Raw genomic sequence first — 20,437 nt, 5'->3', positions numbered from 1 at the left:
GCCGCCGATCCTACCTGTCGACAACGCGCAGCCGACCCCGGCAACCCGCATTCCGACCTAATCGAAAAGGACGATGGCCGGCTCGCCGCAAATCGCTACCGTGCGGTTACCCGGCGCGAGATTGATGCGCACGGGCGAACCGTCCGACTGCATACCGATCGATCCGGCCCGCCCCGGCTTTGCCGCGTCGCACGTGATACAGGAGGCAACCTCGGTCACCACCGCAGTCGCGACCCCTTGTAACCGTCTCCGACACAGGGCATTGAATGCATCAGAAAAACGAAATTTCCCGTCGACAGTTTCTCCGGCTGGGCGCCGGCACGATAGGCATAGCGCTGGGAAGCGCATCGATTCTGTCGGCATGCGGAGGCGACTCGATTTCGGTCGCGCCGGTCACGACACCGCGGTTGAGTTCCGCATCGAATTTTCGCGACACGGCCGGGCCGGACGGAACCGGCTACGTGACAACGAGCGGCGCGAAGATGAAAAAAGGCATGATCTATCGTTCATCGGCGCTCGCGTTGTCGGCCGCGGACATCGCCATCGTCGGCACGCTCGGCATCAGGCAAGTCTACGACCTGCGCACACCCGCCGAGATCAAGACTCAACCGGATGTGCCGCTGGCCGGCGCCACCTGGCAAAACCTCAACGTGCTCGGGGCTGCCAGCATCGAGCCGATCCCGACCACCGGCGCCACCGCGACGGCATTCATGTTGAGCATGTACCGCGCGTTCGTCACGTCGGACACCGCGCATTCCAGCTATCACGCGCTCTTCACCGGCTTTGCTGGCTCAGGCGAAAACCTGGTGTTCCACTGCACGGCCGGCAAGGATCGCACGGGCTGGGCCACCGCGATCCTGCACACGATCCTCGGCGCGTCCGAACAGACGATACTCGCCGACTATCTGCTGACGAACGTCTACAGTGCATCGGAAATCGCGACTTCGGTCGCCCAGGCGCAGAGAGCCGGCGGGCAAAATGCGGCAGACATGATGACCGCGCTGCAAGGCGCACACACCGACTATCTGCAGGCGGCATTCGACCAGGTCACCGCGTCGTACGGCTCGATGACGTCGTATATCGCGAACGGGCTGCAACTCGACCAGGCGACGCTGAACGCAATCCGGCGGCACATGCTGGTCTGACCGGCCGCGGGCTGCTGCGACGGGGTCGGGTCGCCTCCCCGCTTCGACCGCTGCGGTCGCTGCCCGTGCATCGGGCGGAACCCGCATCGGCCAATGCTGCGGCGGATTTTCGCGGTCGCAGCAACGTACGCCGACGACGGGCCGCGCAAACCAAACGACCGTTTGACCCGGCCGCCCAACCACCCCGAATCCATTGTCCCGCAGCCCGCCGGTCGGCCGCACCCCGGCGCCCGTTGTTTGGTAACGCCGCTCTAGCGCGCTATGCCACACTGCACGGCATCGACGCTCGCGCCGTGCAGGGCGCGCGCCGCCGTCGATCACGACAAGACATGGAGACAGACGATGCGGAATGCGGTCCGGCGCGGCCATCGCTCGCCTTTGGCAATTTTCGACTGGATTTCCGGCCCGCCACGCGCGGCCCGCCCCCTCGCGCCCACGACGTTCCGCGGGTTCGGCTGCGGTGTGCTGGCGCTCGCGCTGCTGTGCGCCGGTTGCGCGGAATCATCCGCGCAGCGTGACGGCAACACGTCGGTCGCGTCGACGAAGATCGAACGCACCAAGGCCGAACGCCTCGCCCGCGAGCAACAGGTCGCACGCACCGTGCCGTCGCTCGCATCGATCAGCCTCACGCAACCGCGCCCGTTCACGCTGCGCGACTCGGGCCAGAACGGCGCGATGACGTTCTTGCGTGACGTCGATTTCCGCATCGTCAACAACCTCGGCTTCTTCATCCATCAGCTGTCGGCCACGCTCGTGCCGACGCAAGCCGGCGCGCCGATCGTGTTCGACGATCCGACCAGCTTCCAGATCGACGTGCATGAAGGCACGGTCACGCTCGACGACGCGAAGCTCACCGCCCTCTTCAACACGTACATCTTCGGCTACCGCAACGCGCCGCTGCGCAAGCTCGCCGTGTCGGCCGGCGACGGCGTGATCCACTTGCAAGGCGAGATGCAGCGCGACGGCTGGGTGCCGTTCTCGCTGACCGGTACCCTCGCGATCCGTGACGGCAGCCAGCTCGTGTTCCATCCGACGGGCGTGCGCGTATCGGGCATCAACGCGCAGCCGGTGATGCGCGCGGCCAACGTGAAAATGGCCGACCTGCTGAAAGTCCAGACGCCGATCGCGCAACTCGCCGGCGACGATCTCGTGATGTCGGTCGACAAGCTGATGCCGCCGCCGCGCCTGAAGCTCACGATCACCGCGCTGCGCGTGACGCCGGCCGGGCTCGACCTGAAGCTCGACGACGGCACGCATGCCGGCTTCGCGATGCCCGCGAACGCGCCGCAGCAAGCGATGTACATTCGCGGCGGCGACGTGAAGTTCATGCGCTCGATGCCGATGAACGCGGACATCCTGATCGGTCCGGTCGATTCCACGAAACGTGACCAGATTTTCGTGTTCGACCTGTATCACTATCGCGACCAGGTGTCGGCCGGCTACTTCAATTTCGACGAAAGCGGCGCGATGGCGATCCGGATGCCGTCGTATGCGGGCCCGGCCAGCGGTGCGTTGCTCGGCAACGCGACCGCGCGCCTGAACGACAGCTTCCTCGCCGCGCAACAGAGTGCGTTGCGCGACATACGCCAGCACTGGGAAGCCTACGCACTCGCGGCGAGCCCCGCCCGCCCCGGCATGCAGAAGGTCGCAATGCGGCGCACGTCGACCACGCCGTTCAACGAACGGCACGTGTCGAACCGCAACCCGACGATCCATCTGCGCAACGTCGACTTCAACCTGTCCGGGGATATCGGCTTTCACGTCGAGGATCTCGACGTGGAACTCGTATCGAAGCGGCCCGGCGAACCCGTCGATCTCGACGATCCGAACCAGTACGACATCCGCATTCTCGGCGGCACCGTCGTCGAGTCGTGGAAGGCGATGTCGGCGCTCTTCAACAACTATCTGCTCGACTACTCACCGCGCTCGCTCAACGATCTGCAACTGAGCGCGGACGGCACGAACCTGCGCGTCCAGGGCGGCATCAAGCTGTGGAACCACGTGCCGGGCGTCTGGCTGCCGACCGACATGAAGGGCACGCTGTCCGTGCTCGACGACCGGCATCTCGCATTCAAACCGTCCCAGGTGTCGGTGCTCGGCATCCCGCAGGCGAAGCTGCTGCGTTCGCTCGGCATCGAGCTCGCTTCACTGACGCCTTTGCAGCGGCGCGGCGCGGAACTGCGCGGCGACACGCTCGTGCTCGACCAGTACACCGTGTTCCCGCCCCCCGTGCTGAACGGCAAGCTCGGACAGGCAACGGTCGAGCGCGACGGCCTACGCCTCACGTTCAGGCGCATGGCAGGCGCGCCCGCGCCGCAACGGCCCCAGATCGATGCACCGAGCTACATGTGGATGGAAGGCGGCGACATGAAGATGTTCAACGTGCTCGAACTGAACGTGCGTGCGCTGATCCGCAATTCGGCCGAGGCCGGCCCGATGCGTTTCGACCTGTACGGCTACCGCAACCAGGTTGCACAAGGCTCGGTGCGGATGCTGCCGGACGGCACGCTGGTCGTCGACATGGGACAGAAGAACCCGCTCGCGTCACGCTGAAACGCACCCGGCACGCATATAAAAAGCCCGGCGGCACGCTGCCAACCGGGCTCTTCATTTCATTCTTCGCGCTTCGCACTCAGTCGTGCTTCAGTCCGTCGAGCACGTCGAGCAGCGCCTGCCGTAATGCAATGACGTCGACGGTCGCGCCTGGCTTGCCCGGTGTGCGAGCATCGGCGGCCTGCGCCTCCGGCTCGACGGGTGTTGCCGCGGCCCGCTCGCCGGCCGGCGAATCGAGCCGGTTGCGCGCGCCGTTGATCGTGAATCCCTGCTCGTACAGCAACTCGCGAATCCGCCGGATCAGCAGCACTTCGTGGTGCTGGTAATACCGACGATTGCCACGCCGCTTCACCGGCCGCAGTTGAGTGAATTCCTGTTCCCAATAACGCAGCACGTGCGGCTTGACCCCGCACAGTTCGCTGACTTCACCGATCGTGAAGTAGCGCTTCGCGGGAATCGGAGGCAAGACGACTTTCTCAACCGTGGTGGTCATCGTCGGTTAACCGTCGGTAAAGGGTGCGCGGCGGCCGCGCGGAGACGTCAGCGCGCGGGGCTTACTCCGCGCCGTTTTCGACCAGCGCCTTCAGCTTCTGGCTCGCGTGGAAGGTTACCACCCGGCGGGCCGCGATCGGAATCGCCTCGCCCGTCTTCGGATTGCGGCCCGGGCGCTGCGGCTTGTCGCGCAACTGGAAATTGCCGAACCCCGACAGCTTGACGCTCTCGCCGTTTTCGAGCGCGTCACGGATCACCTCGAAAAACGCCTCGACCATGTCCTTCGCTTCACGCTTGTTCAGCCCGACGCTGTCGAACAGCAGCTCCGCCAGTTCCGCCTTCGTCAGCGTGGGCGTCTCGGTGGACGCCGGCGCCGAAGCGTCGCGGTTCATGGCGCTGCGTTGCGCCGTCAGGAGGGCTTCGAATTCACTCGAGGTCATGTCGTTCATATCTGCCATACAGCGCGTTAAATCAAAACTTACGATCGGAAAAGGCCGCCCGCGAGCGGGCGGACCTCCTCCTTAGCCGCGCAGGCGCGCACCGGCGCGAGCCATCCGCTCGACCAGCGTCTGGATCGCCTGATCGACGACCTCATCCTGCAGCGTGCCAGCCGCGTCCTGCAGCGTCACGCGGAAGGCAAGGCTCTTCTCGTGCGCGGCAAGACCACCGGAAGTATTTGATTTTGCACGAAATTCGTCGAAGAGTACAACCTTCTGAACGAATCGGCAGGCCTCTTCGGCAAGCGCCTTCTTCATTTCGTCGAAAAGTGCCTGAACCTCGACCGCCTGATCGACGACAACGGCGATATCGCGACGAACCGGCGGGAATTTCGATACGTCGGTCGGCACGGGCAACGCACGTGCAATCAGCGCGTCCGCGTCGACCTCGAACATCACCGGCGCGTGCGGCAGCTCGTACTTCTGCATCAAGCGCGGGTGCAGTTCGCCGATCCAGCCGACCGCACGGCCATCGACTTCGATGCGCGCGCTGCGGCCCGGATGAAGGGCCGGATGCTCTGCCTTCACGAAGCGTGCGGTTGCGGGCGCGAGCAGTGCCTCGAGATCGCCCTTCACGTCGAAGAAATCGACCGCGCGGGTTGCCGTGCCCCATTGCTCGTCGAGCGCCGGACCGTAGGCAAGCGCACCGACGCGCTTCGGCTGCACGTAGCCCTCGACCGTCAGCTCGCCGCCCTTCGCCGCCGCATCCGTGAGGAACACGCGGCCGGCCTCGAACACGCGCACACGATCCGCGCGGCGGTTCAGGTTGTGGCGCAGCACGGAAATCAGGCTGCCGAACAGCGTCGTGCGCATCACCGACAGCTGGCTCGCGATCGGGTTCAGCAGACGGATGGGTTGGTCGTTACCCGCGAAATCCTGCTCCCACTCCGCATCGACGAAGCTGAAGTTGACGGTTTCCGCGTAGTCGCGCGCGGCGAGCGCGTGACGGATGTCGTGGATCGAACGCCGCGTCTCGTTGGTCGCGCGCATTTCGCTCGTCGCGACCGGCGGACGCGCCGGGATCTTTTCGAAGCCGTAGATGCGCGCCACTTCCTCGATCAGGTCTTCCTCGATCTCGATGTCGAAGCGATGCGACGGCGGCGTGACGAGGAATGCGTCGTCTTCACGCTCGAACGGCAGCCCGAGACGCGTGAAGATGCTGGCGATCTCGTCGGCGCCGATCTGCACGCCGATGATGCGGTTCGCGCGCGACACGCGCATCTTCACCGGCGCGCGCTGCGGCAGGTTCACGGACTGATCGTCGACCGGGCCGGCCTTGCCACCGCAGATCTCGAGAATCAGTTGCGTGATGCGCTCGACGTGCTCGACGGTCGTCGCGTAGTCGACGCCGCGCTCGAAGCGATGCGCCGCATCGGTCGAGAAGTTGTACTTGCGCGCGCGGCCGCGGATGCTGTCCGGCCACCAGAATGCCGCTTCCAGGTAGATGTTGGTCGTATCGAGCGTGACGGCCGTGCTGTCACCGCCCATGATGCCGGCCAGGCTTTCGACCTGACGGTCGTCCGAAATCACGCCGACCGCTTCGTCGAGTTCGACCGTGTTGCCGTTGAGCAGCTTCAGCGATTCGCCGCGCTTGCCCCAGCGCACCTCGATGCCGCCGTGGATCTTGTCGAGATCGAACACGTGCGACGGACGGCCGAGCTCGAACATCACGTAGTTCGAGATGTCGACGAGCGCCGACACGCTGCGCTGGCCGGAACGCTCGAGGCGCTCGACCATCCACTGCGGGGTCTTCGCATGCGCGTTCACGCCGCGGATCACGCGGCCCGAGAAGCGGCCACACAGATCGGGCGCGGCAATGCGCACCGGCAGCGTTTCGTCGAGTTCGACGCGCACCGGGAGGATGTCGACCGGCGTCAGCGGTGCGCCGGTGATCGCGGCCGTCTCGCGGGCGATGCCGAACACGGACAGGCAGTCGGCCTTGTTCGGCGTCAGCTTGATTTCGAAGATCGTGTCGTCGAGATTGAGCGTCTCGCGGATGTCCTGACCAACCGGCGTGTCTTCCGGCAGGATCAGCAGGCCGCTGTGATCCTCGGACAGCTTCAGCTCGCGCGCCGAGCACAGCATCCCCTGGCTCTCCACGCCGCGCAGCTTCGACAGCTTGATCGCGAACGGCTTGCCGCCCTCTTCCGCCGGCGGCAGTTCCGCGCCGACCAGCGCGACCGGTACCTTGATGCCGGGCGCGACGTTCGGTGCGCCGCAGACGATATTCAGCGTCGCGCCGGTGCCGGCGTCGACCTGGCAGACATTGAGCTTGTCCGCATCCGGATGCTTGACGACTTCGAGCACGCGACCGACGACGATCTTCGACGTCGGCGGCGCAGCCTTGCTCAGCGATTCGACTTCGAGCCCCGCCATCGTCAGCGCGTGCGACAGTTCGTCGGTCGTCAGCTGCGGGTCGACAAAGGTTCTCAACCAGGATTCAGGGAATTGCATGGATGTCTACGTTCGAAACAGGTTAGATCGACGCCCGGGGCCCCTCGGAAACGTCCGTCGGGGCGTGCACGGGCACAGGTCGGCGCGGCGCGCGGCGTTACGCGAACTGGCGCAGGAAACGCAGGTCGTTCTCGAAGAACAGCCGGAGATCCTGGACGCCGTAGCGCAGCATCGTCAGGCGCTCGAGGCCGCTGCCGAACGCAAAGCCGATGTAGCGCTCGGGATCGAGGCCCATGTTGCGAATCACGGTCGGATGCACCTGCCCCGAACCGGAGATCTCGAGCCACTTGCCGGCGTTCTTGCCTTGCTCGAACATCATGTCGATCTCGGCCGACGGTTCCGTGAACGGGAAATACGACGGACGGAAGCGCACGAGAATGTCGTCGCGCTCGAAGAATTTTTTCAGGAAGTCGGTATAGACGCCCTTGAGGTCGGCGAAGCTGATGTTTTCGTCGATCCAAAGCCCCTCGACCTGATTGAACATCGGCGAGTGGGTCGCATCGCTGTCGACGCGATACGTGCGGCCCGGCGCGATCACCTTGATCGGCGGACGGTTCATGCGCGCGTAACGCACCTGCATCGGGCTCGTGTGCGTGCGCAGCAGCAGCTGGCGGCCGTCGGCATCCTTGCCTTCGACGTAGAAGGTGTCCTGCATCGAACGCGCCGGATGGTTCTCCGGGCTGTTCAGCGACGTGAAGTTGTACCAGTCGGTCTCGATTTCGGGGCCGTCGGCCACATCGAAACCGATCGAGCCGAAAATCTGTTCGACACGCTCCCACGTGCGCATCACGGGGTGCAGGCTGCCTGCACCGGCGCCGCGGCCCGGCAACGTCACGTCGATCGCTTCGGCGGTGAGGCGCTGATTCAGCAGCGCGTCGGCCAGTGACTGGCGACGGGCGGTCAGCGCGGCTTCAACCTGCTGCTTCGCGACGTTGATGCGTGCGCCTTCGGTCTTGCGTGCTTCGGGATCGAGCTTGCCGAGGCCCTTCAGCAACTCGGTCAGCGCACCCGACTTGCCGAGAAATCGTGCTTTCTCGTTTTCGAGCGTGGTGATGTCGGCAGCCTGTTCGAAGGACTGCTGCGCGTCGGCGACAATCTGGTCCAGATCCATAGATCCCATCATTTCCAACGTCATTCGGTCTTGGCGAGCGAAATCGCCCACCAAACAAAAAAGGGGCTCGGAAGAGCCCCGTTTTCGCTGCAGCGGCCGAGACTACCGGAACCTCGCTGCAACTAACCACGCAGTGCTAATTTCGCAATTAGGCTGCAACGGCGGCTTTCACCTGCTTGACGATCGCAGCAAAAGCAGCCTTGTCGAACACCGCCATGTCGGCCAGAACCTTACGGTCGAGTTCGATCGACGCCTTCTTCAGGCCGTTGATGAACACGCTGTAGGTCATGTCGTGCTGGCGAACTGCCGCGTTGATACGCGTGATCCACAGTGCGCGGAACACACGCTTCTTGTTGCGGCGATCGCGGTACGCGTACTGACCAGCGCGCATCACCGCCTGCTTGGCGATGCGGTAGACGTTATTGCGGCGGCCGCGATAACCCTTGGCCAGGTTGATGATCTTCTTGTGGCGGGCCCGTGCGGTTACCCCACGTTTGACTCGAGGCATGTTTCTCTCCTTAGAGTATCAGTTAGGGGTTACGCGAACGGCAGCATCGCGCGGACGGAGTTCAGATCGGAATCATGAACTGCCGTTGCGCCGCGCAGGTGACGCTTGTTCTTCGTGGTTTTCTTGGTCAGGATGTGACGCTTGAAGGCTTGACCGCGCTTGACGGTACCGCCCGGACGCACCACGAAGCGCTTTGCAGCACTCTTCTTGGTCTTCATCTTAGGCATGACGAACAACTCCAGTTTATTAGATGGCGATGGGTGTGCGGTTGGCTTGCGCCCTTGACCCGCCCTTCGAAACCCAGTCCACTTGTGTACGGCGAACCGCTTGCGCAGCCGCCGTCATTGCTGGCGCGCCGCCCTGACCGGGCAACGCGCCGAACCTCTGCGAACCTGCGCGCGACGCGCGCGGGCCCGTTACTTCTTTTTCTTCGGCGAGAGCACCATGATCATCTGGCGCCCTTCCATCTTCGGCATCTGCTCGACCTGGCCGACTTCCTCGAGATCCGTGCGCAGACGCTCAAGCATCCGCATACCGATTTCCTGGTGAGCCATTTCGCGGCCGCGGAAACGCAACGTGATCTTCGTCTTGTCGCCTTCTTCGAGGAAGCGCACGAGATTGCGGAGCTTGACGTTGTAGTCACCGTCATCGGTACCCGGGCGGAACTTGACTTCCTTGACCTGGATGACCTTCTGCTTCAGCTTCGCTTCGTGCTGCTTCTTCGATTCCTGGTACTTGAACTTGCCGTAATCCATCAGACGGCAAACCGGGGGAACCGCTTGCGGCGCGATTTCCACCAGGTCAACATCCAGTTCTTCCGATTTACGGAAAGCATCAGCGAGTTTTACGATACCGAGCGGTTCGTTCTCGATCCCGACCAGGCGCACTTCCGGCGCAGTGATTTCACCGTTGATGCGGTGCGACGACTTATCAGTAGCGATGTTACGTTTCCTCTAAAAATTAAAAAAACGAGCCGCGCTGCCAGGGCGGTTACTTGAACGAGCGCAGGTCTTCCTGCAGACGCTCAACGAAGGCTTCGACCGGCATCACGCCAAGATCGACGCCGCCACGGGCACGCACGGCTACCGTTTGCGCATCACGCTCCTTGTCCCCCACGACGAGGAGATAAGGCACCTTTTCCAGCGTGTGCTCGCGTATTTTATAGCTAATCTTCTCATTGCGCAAATCGGCCGTCACTCTAACCCCTTGTTTTTGCAACGATTGGGCCAGAGATTGCGCATATTCGGCCTGACTTTCGGCGATATTGAGCACAACTGCCTGGAACGGCGCGAGCCAGGCCGGCATCGCACCAGCGTGGTGCTCGATCAAAATGCCGAGGAAACGCTCCATCGAACCGACGATCGCACGGTGCAGCATCACCGGACGGCGACGGCTGCTGTCATCCGCGACATACTCGGCGCCGAGGCGCTCCGGCAGCACCATGTCGAGCTGCAGCGTGCCGCACTGCCACGAACGGCCGAGCGCATCCTTGATGTGGTACTCGATCTTCGGACCGTAGAACGCGCCTTCACCCGGCAGCTCTTCCCACGTGAGGCCGCAAGCCGTCAGCGCGTCGCGCAGGCCCTGCTCGGCACGATCCCAGGTTTCGTCCGTACCCGCGCGCTGCTCCGGGCGCAGCGACAGCTTGATGTCGATGTGATCGAAACCGAAGTCCTTGTACACGCTCATCGCCAGCGTGTTGAACGCGATCGATTCCGAGATGAACTGGTCTTCCGTACAGAAGATGTGCGCATCGTCCTGCACGAAGCCGCGCACGCGCATCAGGCCGTGCAGCGCGCCCGACGCCTCGTTGCGGTGGCACGAACCGAATTCCGCGTAACGCAGCGGCAGGTCGCGGTACGAGCGCAGGCCGTGCTTGAACACCTGGACGTGGCCCGGGCAGTTCATCGGCTTGATCGCGTAGTCGCGCTTCTCGGACTCCGTCGTGAACATGTTCTCGCGGTAGTTCTGCCAGTGACCCGACGCTTCCCACAGCGAGCGGTCCATGATCATCGGCGTCTTGATCTCGAGGTAGCCGGCTTCGTTCACGCGGCGGCGCATGTACTGCTCGACCTGCTGCCACAGTGCCCAGCCCTTCGGATGCCAGAACACCATGCCCGGCGACTCTTCCTGCATGTGGAACAGGTCGAGCTGCTTGCCGAGCTTGCGGTGGTCGCGCTTTTCCGCTTCCTCGAGCATGTGCAGGTACTGGTCCTGGTCTTCCTTTTTCGTCCAGGCCGTACCGTAGATGCGCTGCAGCTGCTCGTTCTTCGAATCGCCGCGCCAGTACGCGCCGGCGACCTTCATCAGCTTGAACACCTTCAGCTTGCCGGTGGACGGCACGTGCGGGCCGCGGCACAGGTCGGTAAAGCCGCCGTGCGAATACAGCTTGATTTCGTCGCTTTGCGGAATCGACTCGATGATCTCGGCCTTGTACTTCTCGCCGATGCTGCGGAAGTAGCCCGCCGCTTCGTCGCGCGACACGACCCGGCGCGTCACGGGCTCGTCCTTCTTCACGAGCTCTTGCATGCGCTTTTCGATCTTTTCCAGATCTTCGGGCGTAAACGGGCGGTTGTACGAGAAGTCGTAATAGAAACCGTTGTCGATCACCGGGCCGATCGTCACCTGCGCGTCCGGATACAGCTCCTTCACCGCGTACGCGAGCAAGTGCGCCGTCGAGTGACGGATGATGTCGAGGCCGTCGGCGTCCTTGTCGGTCACGATCGCGAGCGACGCGTCGCGGTCGATCACGGCCGACGTATCGACGAGCTCGCCATCGAGCTTGCCACCAAGCGCAGCCTTCGCAAGGCCGGGACCGATCGAGGCCGCAACCTCGGCAACTGTCACCGGATGCTCGTATTGTCGAACTGAGCCGTCAGGCAAGCGTATCGAAACCATAGCAATCTCCGTGATGCCGACAGTGGGCGGCAGACCAGGTACGCGATATGAAAATCACGCGGGAAAATTTCGCGACAAAAAAAATGCGGCCCCGCTTTCGAGGGGCCGCATTCGATACTTCACTCAAACTGAAAGGGCGAAAGGGTTCCTCGACTAGCGTCGCTCCGAAAAGGTTTCGGTCAACGTTCGCGGTGTCATAACCGTATTCGCCTTGTTCGCGTTGAGTTATTTGCTGCATCGAACACCCGGAAACCGGGCATTCTCAATTCGTTGGTAGGCTCGATTGGACTCGAACCAACGACCCCCACCATGTCAAGGTGGTGCTCTAACCAGCTGAGCTACGAGCCTAGTGAAGCTAAGATTATATGGAGCCGCTACCCGCTTGGCAAGTATTTTTATGCGGTCGCAGCAAAATAACGGTGTTCGAACCCCGCATCAAGCCTTCCGCCCCGCCCGCACGACGCCCTGCACCTCGCCGAGCAGCGTGCACGCGCGTTGCACCTGCGCCGAGTTCGACACCTCGACCGTGAACTGCATGAATGCCGCATTGCGGCGGCTCTGCGTCTTCACGCCGACCACGTTCATCTTCTCGCGCGCAAACACTTCGGAGATGTCGCGCAGCAACCCTTGCCGGTCACTCGCCTCGATCATCAGGTCGACCGGATAGACGGACGCACCGCGCCCGCCGAGCACGTCGGCCGACCAGGTCGTCTGCAGCACGCGCTCCGGCGCGCGCTCGACCATCCGGCGGAACGTCGGGCAATCGGTGCGGTGGATCGACATCCCCTTGCCGCGCGTGACGAAACCGCTGATCGGATCGGGCGGCGCCGGACGGCAGCAGCGCGCGAGCTGGGTCAGCAGCGCGTCGACGCCCACGACCAGCACACCGGTCGACGCGCCATGCGCCACGCTCGCGCCGCTGCTGCGCTTCTCGAAATCGGCAGGCGCTTCGGGCGCCGGTTCGGGCGGCGGCGCATCGGACAGCGCGTGTTCGACATTGCGCAGGCTGAACTCTTCCTTGCCGACGACCGAGAACAACTCCTCGGGCGACTTGAAACCGAGCTTCGCGGCGAGATTGTCCAGGCTGACCGACGTCTTGCCCTCGCGTTGCAGCGTCTTTTCGACGAGCGCGCGGCCATGCGCGACGTTTTCTTCCTGCTCGATCGAGTTGAACCACGCCCGCACTTTCTGACGCGCGCGCGGGCTCTTCATATAGCCGAGCTGCAGGTTCAGCCAGTCGCGGGACGGCCCGCCCTCCTTCACTGCGACGATCTCGACCGTCTGGCCGTTTGCGAGCGGCGTATTGAGCGGCACCATCGCGCCGTCGACGCGGGCGCCACGGCAGCGATGGCCAAGCTCGCTGTGCAGGTGGTATGCGAAATCGACCGGCGTCGCGCCCTGCGGCAACGCGATCACGCGCGCCTGCGGCGTCAGCACGTAGATGTGATCGTCGTCGAGCGACGTCTCGCGCAATTGCGCCCACGCCTTGTCGCCCGACTTTTCCGCGCCGTCCTCGACGTCATCCTTCCACGCGAGCAGCTGGCGCAGCCATGCAATCTTCTCGTCGTACTTGTCGCTTGCCGAGAACTGGCCGCCGTAGCCGCGCGCGCCGGCTTCCTTGTAGCGCCAGTGGGCGGCGACGCCGTACTCGGCGAAGCGGTGCATCTCCTGCGTGCGGATCTGCACTTCGAACGCGCGGCCATCGTCGCCGATCACGACCGTGTGCAGCGACTTGTAGCCGTTCGGCTTCGGCCGCGAGATGTAGTCGTCGAATTCCTTCGGTACCGGCTGCCACAGGTGATGCACGATGCCGAGCACCGCGTAGCAATCCTTGATGTCCGGCACGATCACGCGAAACGCGCGCACGTCGTACAGCTCGGAGAAGTCGAGCTCCTTGCCGCGCATCTTGCGCCAGATGCTGTAGATATGCTTCGGCCGGCCGCTCACGTCGGCCTGGATGTGCGCATCCGCCAGCTCTTGCTGCAACCGGTCGATCGCCTGCGTGACGTACGCTTCGCGTTCGATGCGCTTCTCGTCGAGCAGCTTCGCGATCCGCTTGTAGGTGACGGGATCCTCGAAGCGGAACGCGAGATCCTCGAGCTCCCACTTCAATTGCCAGATGCCGAGACGGTTCGCGAGCGGCGCGTAGATCTCGAGCGTCTCGCGCGCGACGTCGGGCGGCGGGTCGGTCTTCGCGGCCGCGTAGTAGCGCAGCGACTGCAAGCGCGACGCGAGCCGGATCAGCACGACGCGGATGTCCTGTGCGAACGCCAGCAGCATCTTGCGCAGCGCCTCGATCTGCGTGCGCCGCTCTTCGGCCGCATCGCGCCCCGCGTCGGCCCCTGCGTTCTGCGCGGCACGCAGGCTGACGGTACCGAGCCGCAACAGCTTGCGCACGTCGGACACGAGCCGCGCCACTTCGTCGCCGAAACGCTCGGTGAGCTCGCGCTCGGGGTCGCTCAGGTGCGGCGTCAGCACGAACAGCGCGGCCGCCTGCATCGCGGAGGGATCGACGTTCAGCGTGCGCATGATCGACGCCGTGCCGGCCGAGTGATCGGCGAGCAGTTCGCCCGACGACAGGCGCACGTCGCCGGCCCGCTCGCGCACGAACGCGAGCACGTCGTCGAACGACGGCGCCGCGACGGGGAAGGCGGAAACGGACTCGGTCATGGCTCGGCCTGGCGAAATGCGATCATCGTCGGGTTACGTTCAGCTCCGCTGCGCAGCGACGACCACGATCTCGACGAGCAGCGCGGGATCCGCGAGCTTTGCCTCGACGGTGGCGCGCGGCGGCGTGTTGCCCTGCGCGACCCACGCATCCCACTCCGCATTCATGCCTTCGAAGTTCGCCAGATCCGAGATGTAGATCTGAACCGACAGCAGATGCGCCTTGTCGCTGTTCGCTTCGGCGAGCAGGCGATCGATGTGGCCGAGCACTTCGCGCGTCTGGCCCTTGATGTCCTGTGTGGTGTCTTCGGCGATCTGACCAGCCAGATACACGGTACCGTTGTGGATCGCGGTTTCGGAGAGACGGGCCCCGACGTGGTGACGAATGACTGCCATGGAATGTTCCGGTCGTGAGTGGATGGAGATTCGGGCGGCGGCACGGCCCGCGTGCCGCCGAACCGCATATTATGACGCGTTTATGCGCCGCCTTCGACGAAAAACCGCCGCGCGAGCGCAATCTGGCTTGCGTCGACGAACGCAGGCGCGTGGCCCACCCCTGGAATCTCGGCATGCGTCACATGCCGGCCGCGACGCTCCATGTCGGCCACCGTCTCGCGCGACAGCAGGTCGGACGTCTCGCCGCGCACGACGAGCAGCGACGCGTTCGTCATCTCGATCGCGCGCCACAGCGCGGCCTCGCCGAGCGCCGCCAATTCAGGCGTCGTCGCCTTGAACGGTTCGGCGATGCGCGGATCGTAGCGAACCGTCCAGCCCCCTTCGGGCAGCTCGCGCAGCAGCGGCCCGTTGATCTCGCGCCATTCGTCGGCGGTCAGCGCCCCGAACGGCAGTGACAGCGACGTCAGATAGTCGATGCCCTCCTGCCGGGTCGCAAAGCGCGGCTGCACGCCGAGATATTCGCCGATGCGCGTGAGCGACTCGGGTTCGATGCGCGGGCCGACGTCGTTGACGATCATCCGGCGCAGCGGCGAACCCGGCAGCCCCGCGAACGCCATGCCGATCAACCCGCCCATCGACGTGCCGAACCAGTCGACCGATTCGACGTCGAGCCGCGCGATCAGCGTCACCATGTCGGACACGTATTGCGGGATCGCATAGAGCCGCGGATCGGCCAGCCAGTCCGACTGGCCGCGCCCGACGACATCGGGGCAGACGACGCGATACGTATCGGACAGCGCCGCGGCGAGCCGGTCGAAATCGCGCCCGGAACGGGTCAGCCCATGCACGCACACCAGCACGCGCGGGTTGACGGGATCGCCCCACTCGGTATACGCGACGTGGTGAAGGCCGGCAGCGCTCGCGCACTGCACGCGCCGCTGGCGAGGAACCTGGGAATTCGCTGGGGTCGTTGGCATCGTTGGCATCCTGTCGAACGGGGGCGACGCGCAGGGCAACGCTTGCGACGCCCGATGCAAACGATTGTAAACCGCTTCAGCCGCACGGGTCCGCTCGTCGGGCACCCGACGATCGGCCTGACGGAGGACACCATGACAAACGCCCCACATGCCGTCGTCCGGCATGCGGGGCGTCGAAGCTGCGCGTACGCGCGGAACCTTATGCGACCGCGCTGATGTCGAGCGGCGCGCCCGTCTTCGCCTGGATCTCGTCGGCGCTCACGCCGTCGGCGAGTTCAAGCACCTTCAAGCCGGACGGCGTCACTTCGATCACGCCGAGATCGGTGATGATCAGGTCGACCACGCCGACGCCCGTCAGCGGCAGGTTGCATTCCTCGAGGATCTTGTGCTGGTCGCCCTTCGCGACATGCTCCATCAGCACGACGACGCGCTTCACGCCGGCAACGAGATCCATCGCGCCGCCCATCCCCTTGATCATCTTGCCGGGGATCATCCAGTTCGCGAGGTCGCCCTGCTTGCTGACCTGCATTGCGCCGAGGATCGCCAGGTTGATGTGGCCGCCGCGGATCATCGCGAACGAATCGGCCGACGAGAAGATCGACGAACCCGGCAGCGTCGTGACGGTCTGCTTGCCGGCGTTGATGAGATCGGCGTCGACTTCGTCTTCGGTCGGCGACGGGCCGATGCCGAGCAGGCCGTTCTCCGACTGCAGCCACACCTCGACACCTTCCGGCACGTGGTTCGCAACGAGCGTCGGCAAGCCGATGCCGAGGTTCACGTAGAAGCCGTCCTGCAATTCCTTCGCCGCGCGCGCGGCCATCTGGTCACGATTCCAGGCCATGTCAGTCTCCTTTCGCGCGTACGACGCGTTGTTCGATGCGTTTTTCGGGCGTCGCGTTCAGCACGATGCGCTGCACGAAAATCCCCGGCGTGTGGATGTGGTCCGGATCGAGCTCGCCGTTCTCGACGATCTCCTCGACCTCGGCGACGGTGATCTTGCCGGCCATCGCGCACATCGGGTTGAAATTGCGCGCGGTGCGGCGAAAGATCAGGTTGCCCGACTTGTCGGCCTTCCAGGCCTTCACGAGCGCGACATCGGCCGTCAGCGACGGCTCGAGCACGTAGTGGCGATCGCCGAACTGGCGCGTTTCCTTGCCTTCCGCGATCACGGTGCCGTAGCCCGTGTTCGTGAAGAACGCCGGGATGCCCGCACCGCCTGCGCGCAGCTTTTCGGCGAGCGTGCCTTGCGGCGTGAATTCGAGCTCGAGTTCGCCGGCCAGGTACTGGCGCTCGAACTCCTTGTTCTCGCCGACGTACGACGAGATCATCTTCTTGATCTGGCGCGTTTCCAGCAGCAGGCCGAGCCCGAAACCGTCGACGCCCGCGTTGTTGCTGATGCAGGTGATGCCCTTGACGGCCGTATCGCGCAACGCCGCGATCAGCGCCTCGGGAATCCCGCACAGGCCGAAGCCGCCCACCGCGAAGGTCTGTCCGTCGCGGACGATCCCTTCCAGCGCGGCGGCCGCGCTTGGATAGACTTTGTTCATCAGTTGTCCCTTCCTCTATGGAAACCAGCGAAACCGGTTCACGCGCCCACGTGGCCCGCAAGCCCGCCGCATCATTCTATGCATGCACGGCGATGCCTGCGTCGAGGCGCGCTGTTTTTATACCGCGGCAAACCGCCACGAGATGCCTGAAAGGGTACGATGCGGCGCGGATGCGGCACAATACGCAAAAATACATAAGCGTTTGCCTCCGCTTGCCCGCGCCATGCCCGCTCTCGATTACCAGACTGCCTTCCACCTCGCGCCGCTCGGCCTCGTGCTGTCGCGCGACCGCGTGATCGAGGACTGCAACGACGCACTCGCGTCGATCTTCCGCTGCGCACGGGCCGACCTGATCGGGAAATCGTACGAGGTGCTCTACCCGTCGACGGACGAATTCCAGCGCATCGGCGAGCGCATCGCGCGCGTGATGGCCGCGAACGGCATCTACTCGGATGACAGAATCATGAAACGGGCGGACGGCGAGCTGTTCTGGTGCCACGTCACCGGCCGCGCGATCGACCGCACCGCCCCGCTTGCGGCGGGCGTGTGGACCTTCGAGGACTTGAGCGCGACGCGCCGGGTCGCCGTCGAACTGACCCCGCGCGAGCGAGAGATCGCCGCGCAACTCGCGACCGGCAAGACCAGCAAGCAGATCGGGCGCGTGCTCGACATCAGCTCGCGCACGGTCGACATCTACCGCGCACGGCTGATGCGCAAGTACGGGACCAACAATACGCCGGAGCTGCTGCAGCGCCTGCTCGGGCAGTGAGTGACGGCGCCCGGATGACAATCGGCCGCACAGGGCGGCCGATTCGGGAAACAACGGGTATGGCGTGCCGCCCCGGCGACCTTGTGCCGGCCCGGACTCGCCGACTCGACGCTCAGCCGACCTTCGCCGCGAGCGCGCGCTCGATCGTGTCGCGCAGCAACTGTGGCAGCGGCACCGACTTGCCGAGCGCGTAGTCGACCCACACGCAGCGTGCATTGCCGCGCGCATAAACATGCTGCGGATCGTCGGCGCGCGTCAGCTCGAAACCCGTGTCGAAGCTGCTGCGGCCGGGTTTCGCAGCCGACATCTTCGCGATCACGTCGCCCGGATAGTGCAGCTGCTTGAGAAATTCCATCGACGCCGTGACGATGACGGGCCCCTGCCCCTCGCCGTTGCCGCCGGCAATGCCGAGTTCCTCGAACCACGAGATCCGTGCCTGCTCCATGTAGCGGAAATAGACCGTGTTGTTCACATGGCCGAACGCGTCCATGTCGCCCCAGCGGATCGGCATCGACATCTCAAAAACGGGGGAATAATCACTCATTGCAGTCTTCTTTGTGGCTGTATGTCGTCCGCTCAGGCGAGGCCGAAGCCGTCGTCGGCGGAGATAATCGAGCCATTGATGAACTGCGACTCGTCGGCCGCGAGCAGCAACAACAGCCCGTCGAGATCCTGCGGCTTGCCGACGCGCCGGCGCGGCAGTATCGACTGCAGCTTCTGGCCCTGCTCGGTTTCCCACAGATAATGATTGATTTCGGTATCGATATAGCCCGGACAGATCGCGTTGACGTTGATCCCGTGGCGCCCCCACTCGAGCGCCATCGCGCGCGTCATCTGCACGACCGCGGCCTTGCTCATCGCGAACAGCCCGATCTGCGGAAACACGCGCAACCCGGCCACCGATGCGATGTTGATGATCCGGCACGGCGGCTTGCCGTTGCCGCTTCCGTTCGCGCGCATGATCATCCGCTTCGCGACTTCCTGCGCGACGAAAAACGCGCCGCGCGTGTTGGTGTCGAATACGAACTCGAAATCCGCCGGCGTCACGTCGACGAGCTTCTGCATCGTCGAGACGCCCGAATTGTTCACGAGGATGTCGATCGTACCGGCTTCCGTCTCCGCATGCGCGACCGCCGCCTTGATGCTCTGGACGTCGGTGACGTCGAGCGACACGACGTGCGCGGCGCCACCCGCCGCCTCGATCTCGGCACGCAGCTCCTTCAGGCGCTCGACCCGACGGCTCGCGAGCACGACCTTCGCACCGGCCTGCGACAGCACCTGCGCAAAGCGCTGCCCAAGGCCGCTCGACGCGCCCGTGACCAGCGCAACCTTGCCTTCCAGATTGATCGACCGACCCATTTGCACTTCCCCTTTCAATGTCGTTTCGCCGCTACGGACAGCGCAGCCCGAGCGGCATTACCTTAGCACCAAAATAGAACGATCGTGCTAATCTAGCCGCATGCTGTTGCGGCAAGCGTTTCGTTTCGCAGACAATACGCTCCCGAATAAAAGCATTCTAACGGTTAGAGGAACGCCAATGACCCCCGCAAGCCTCATCGAGCAATATGGCCCGCGCGAATCGATGGAATACGACGTCGTGATCGTCGGCGGCGGCCCCGCCGGGCTGTCGGCGGCGATCCGGCTCAAGCAGTTGGCCGCCGAGAAAGGCACCGAGATCGGCGTGTGCGTGCTCGAGAAGGGTTCCGAGATCGGCGCGCACATCCTGTCGGGCGCGGTGATGGACCCGCGCGCGATCAACGAACTGTTCCCTGACTGGAAGGAACGCGGCGCGCCGCTCGATGTCGAGGTGACGGAAGACCGCTTCCTGTTCCTGTCCGAGAAGAGCGCGGTCACGACGCCCAACTGGGCGCTGCCCGCCAACTTCCAGAACCACGGCAACTACGTGATTTCGCTGGGCAACGTCACGCGCTGGCTTGGGGCACAGGCCGAAGCGCTGGGCGTCGAGATCTTCCCCGGCTTCCCCGCTGCCGAGATTCTCTATAACGACGACGGCTCCGTGAAGGGTGTCGCGACCGGCAACATGGGCGTGGGCAAGGACGGCGAGCCGACCGAGAACTTCCAGCTCGGCATGGAGCTGCACGCGAAGTACACGCTGTTCGCCGAAGGCTGCCGCGGTCACCTTGGCCGCCAGCTGATCTCGAAGTTCAAGCTCGACGCGAACGCGGATCCGCAGGCCTACGGGATCGGCATCAAGGAGCTGTGGGAGATCGATCCGGCCAAGCACAAGCCGGGCCTCGTGATCCACACGGCCGGCTGGCCGCTGAAGTCGGATACGTACGGCGGCTCGTTCCTGTATCACATGGACAACAACCAGGTCGTGGTCGGCTTCGTGGTGGGCCTCGGCTACACGAACCCGTACCTGTCGCCGTTCGAGGAATTCCAGCGCTACAAGACGCATCCGT

Annotated in this window: 19 protein-coding genes and 1 tRNA gene; 4 read left to right on the top strand and 16 right to left on the bottom strand. The window is 64.3% G+C overall.

Annotated features, from left to right (window positions below):
• Positions 1–266: 266 nt before the first annotated feature.
• Together G3N96_RS15290 and G3N96_RS15285 are read left to right on the top strand one after the other, a co-directional pair.
• Entirely contained in the window at positions 267–1,145 is an 879-nt protein-coding gene (locus G3N96_RS15290; protein ID WP_206137698.1) for a tyrosine-protein phosphatase, read from the top strand.
• Positions 1,146–1,487: 342 nt separating this feature from the next.
• Entirely contained in the window at positions 1,488–3,698 is a 2,211-nt protein-coding gene (locus G3N96_RS15285) for a hypothetical protein (RefSeq protein WP_206137697.1), read from the top strand.
• Positions 3,699–3,777: 79 nt separating this feature from the next.
• Here G3N96_RS15285 and G3N96_RS15280 read toward each other — a convergent pair whose 3' ends face one another.
• From G3N96_RS15280 to G3N96_RS15215, 14 genes are all read right to left on the bottom strand, one after another.
• Positions 3,778–4,191: a MerR family transcriptional regulator gene (locus G3N96_RS15280; protein WP_124575718.1), complete on the bottom strand. Its 414-nt coding sequence runs from the start codon at positions 4,189–4,191 to the stop codon at positions 3,778–3,780.
• Positions 4,192–4,252: 61 nt separating this feature from the next.
• A complete protein-coding gene (locus tag G3N96_RS15275; protein WP_006486093.1) occupies positions 4,253–4,639 on the bottom strand; it encodes an integration host factor subunit alpha in 387 nt (128 codons plus the stop codon).
• 72 nt (positions 4,640–4,711) lie between these two features.
• Positions 4,712–7,141, bottom strand: a complete 2,430-nt coding sequence (pheT, locus tag G3N96_RS15270) for a phenylalanine--tRNA ligase subunit beta (protein ID WP_206137696.1) — start codon at positions 7,139–7,141, stop codon at positions 4,712–4,714.
• A gap of 97 nt (positions 7,142–7,238) precedes the next feature.
• Positions 7,239–8,252, bottom strand: coding sequence for a phenylalanine--tRNA ligase subunit alpha (pheS, locus tag G3N96_RS15265; protein WP_206137695.1), 1,014 nt, complete (start codon positions 8,250–8,252; stop codon positions 7,239–7,241).
• Between the two features lie 148 nt (positions 8,253–8,400).
• Positions 8,401–8,760, bottom strand: coding sequence for a 50S ribosomal protein L20 (rplT, locus tag G3N96_RS15260; RefSeq protein WP_004192938.1), 360 nt, complete (start codon positions 8,758–8,760; stop codon positions 8,401–8,403).
• Positions 8,761–8,789: 29 nt separating this feature from the next.
• Positions 8,790–8,987, bottom strand: a complete 198-nt coding sequence (gene rpmI, locus G3N96_RS15255) for a 50S ribosomal protein L35 (RefSeq protein WP_004191477.1) — start codon at positions 8,985–8,987, stop codon at positions 8,790–8,792.
• A 189-nt stretch (positions 8,988–9,176) separates the two neighbouring features.
• The gene (infC, locus tag G3N96_RS15250) at positions 9,177–9,701 is read right to left on the bottom strand and encodes a translation initiation factor IF-3 (protein ID WP_071734130.1); all 525 of its coding nucleotides are present in this window, start codon (positions 9,699–9,701) and stop codon (positions 9,177–9,179) included.
• A gap of 49 nt (positions 9,702–9,750) precedes the next feature.
• On the bottom strand, positions 9,751–11,658 hold the full coding sequence (gene thrS, locus G3N96_RS15245) for a threonine--tRNA ligase (RefSeq protein ID WP_069247806.1): 1,908 nt from the start codon (positions 11,656–11,658) through the stop codon (positions 9,751–9,753).
• A gap of 271 nt (positions 11,659–11,929) precedes the next feature.
• A tRNA-Val gene (locus tag G3N96_RS15240) sits at positions 11,930–12,006 on the bottom strand.
• A gap of 87 nt (positions 12,007–12,093) precedes the next feature.
• Positions 12,094–14,328: a bifunctional (p)ppGpp synthetase/guanosine-3',5'-bis(diphosphate) 3'-pyrophosphohydrolase gene (locus tag G3N96_RS15235; protein ID WP_124575721.1), complete on the bottom strand. Its 2,235-nt coding sequence runs from the start codon at positions 14,326–14,328 to the stop codon at positions 12,094–12,096.
• 39 nt (positions 14,329–14,367) lie between these two features.
• Positions 14,368–14,721 carry a RidA family protein gene (locus tag G3N96_RS15230; protein ID WP_014897238.1) on the bottom strand — a complete coding sequence of 118 codons (354 nt, stop codon included), beginning with the start codon at positions 14,719–14,721 and terminating at the stop codon, positions 14,368–14,370.
• A gap of 80 nt (positions 14,722–14,801) precedes the next feature.
• The gene (locus G3N96_RS15225) at positions 14,802–15,698 is read right to left on the bottom strand and encodes an alpha/beta hydrolase (RefSeq protein WP_124575722.1); all 897 of its coding nucleotides are present in this window, start codon (positions 15,696–15,698) and stop codon (positions 14,802–14,804) included.
• A gap of 199 nt (positions 15,699–15,897) precedes the next feature.
• Positions 15,898–16,539, bottom strand: a complete 642-nt coding sequence (locus tag G3N96_RS15220; protein ID WP_011351774.1) for a CoA transferase subunit B — start codon at positions 16,537–16,539, stop codon at positions 15,898–15,900.
• Between the two features lies 1 nt (position 16,540).
• Positions 16,541–17,245 carry a CoA transferase subunit A gene (locus tag G3N96_RS15215; RefSeq protein ID WP_085038865.1) on the bottom strand — a complete coding sequence of 235 codons (705 nt, stop codon included), beginning with the start codon at positions 17,243–17,245 and terminating at the stop codon, positions 16,541–16,543.
• A 223-nt stretch (positions 17,246–17,468) separates the two neighbouring features.
• Between G3N96_RS15215 and G3N96_RS15210 the strand changes: the two genes are divergently transcribed.
• Complete coding sequence (locus G3N96_RS15210) at positions 17,469–18,014, top strand: LuxR C-terminal-related transcriptional regulator (RefSeq protein WP_089425197.1); 546 nt, start codon at positions 17,469–17,471, stop codon at positions 18,012–18,014.
• 112 nt (positions 18,015–18,126) lie between these two features.
• Here G3N96_RS15210 and G3N96_RS15205 read toward each other — a convergent pair whose 3' ends face one another.
• A complete protein-coding gene (locus G3N96_RS15205) occupies positions 18,127–18,558 on the bottom strand; it encodes a thioesterase family protein (protein ID WP_069247799.1) in 432 nt (143 codons plus the stop codon).
• 32 nt (positions 18,559–18,590) lie between these two features.
• A complete protein-coding gene (locus G3N96_RS15200; protein ID WP_124575723.1) occupies positions 18,591–19,373 on the bottom strand; it encodes an SDR family oxidoreductase in 783 nt (260 codons plus the stop codon).
• A gap of 178 nt (positions 19,374–19,551) precedes the next feature.
• Between G3N96_RS15200 and G3N96_RS15195 the strand changes: the two genes are divergently transcribed.
• Positions 19,552–20,437, top strand: an 886-nt coding sequence (locus tag G3N96_RS15195) for an NAD(P)/FAD-dependent oxidoreductase (RefSeq protein ID WP_206137694.1), incomplete at its 3' end; no start/stop codon positions are given.

Origin of the sequence: Burkholderia sp. Se-20373 (assembly GCF_017104705.1) — a bacterium.
Classification (GTDB): domain Bacteria; phylum Pseudomonadota; class Gammaproteobacteria; order Burkholderiales; family Burkholderiaceae; genus Burkholderia.
The sequence above is the reverse complement of the archived record's forward strand: the minus strand, read 5'-3'. Positions and strand labels throughout refer to the sequence as shown.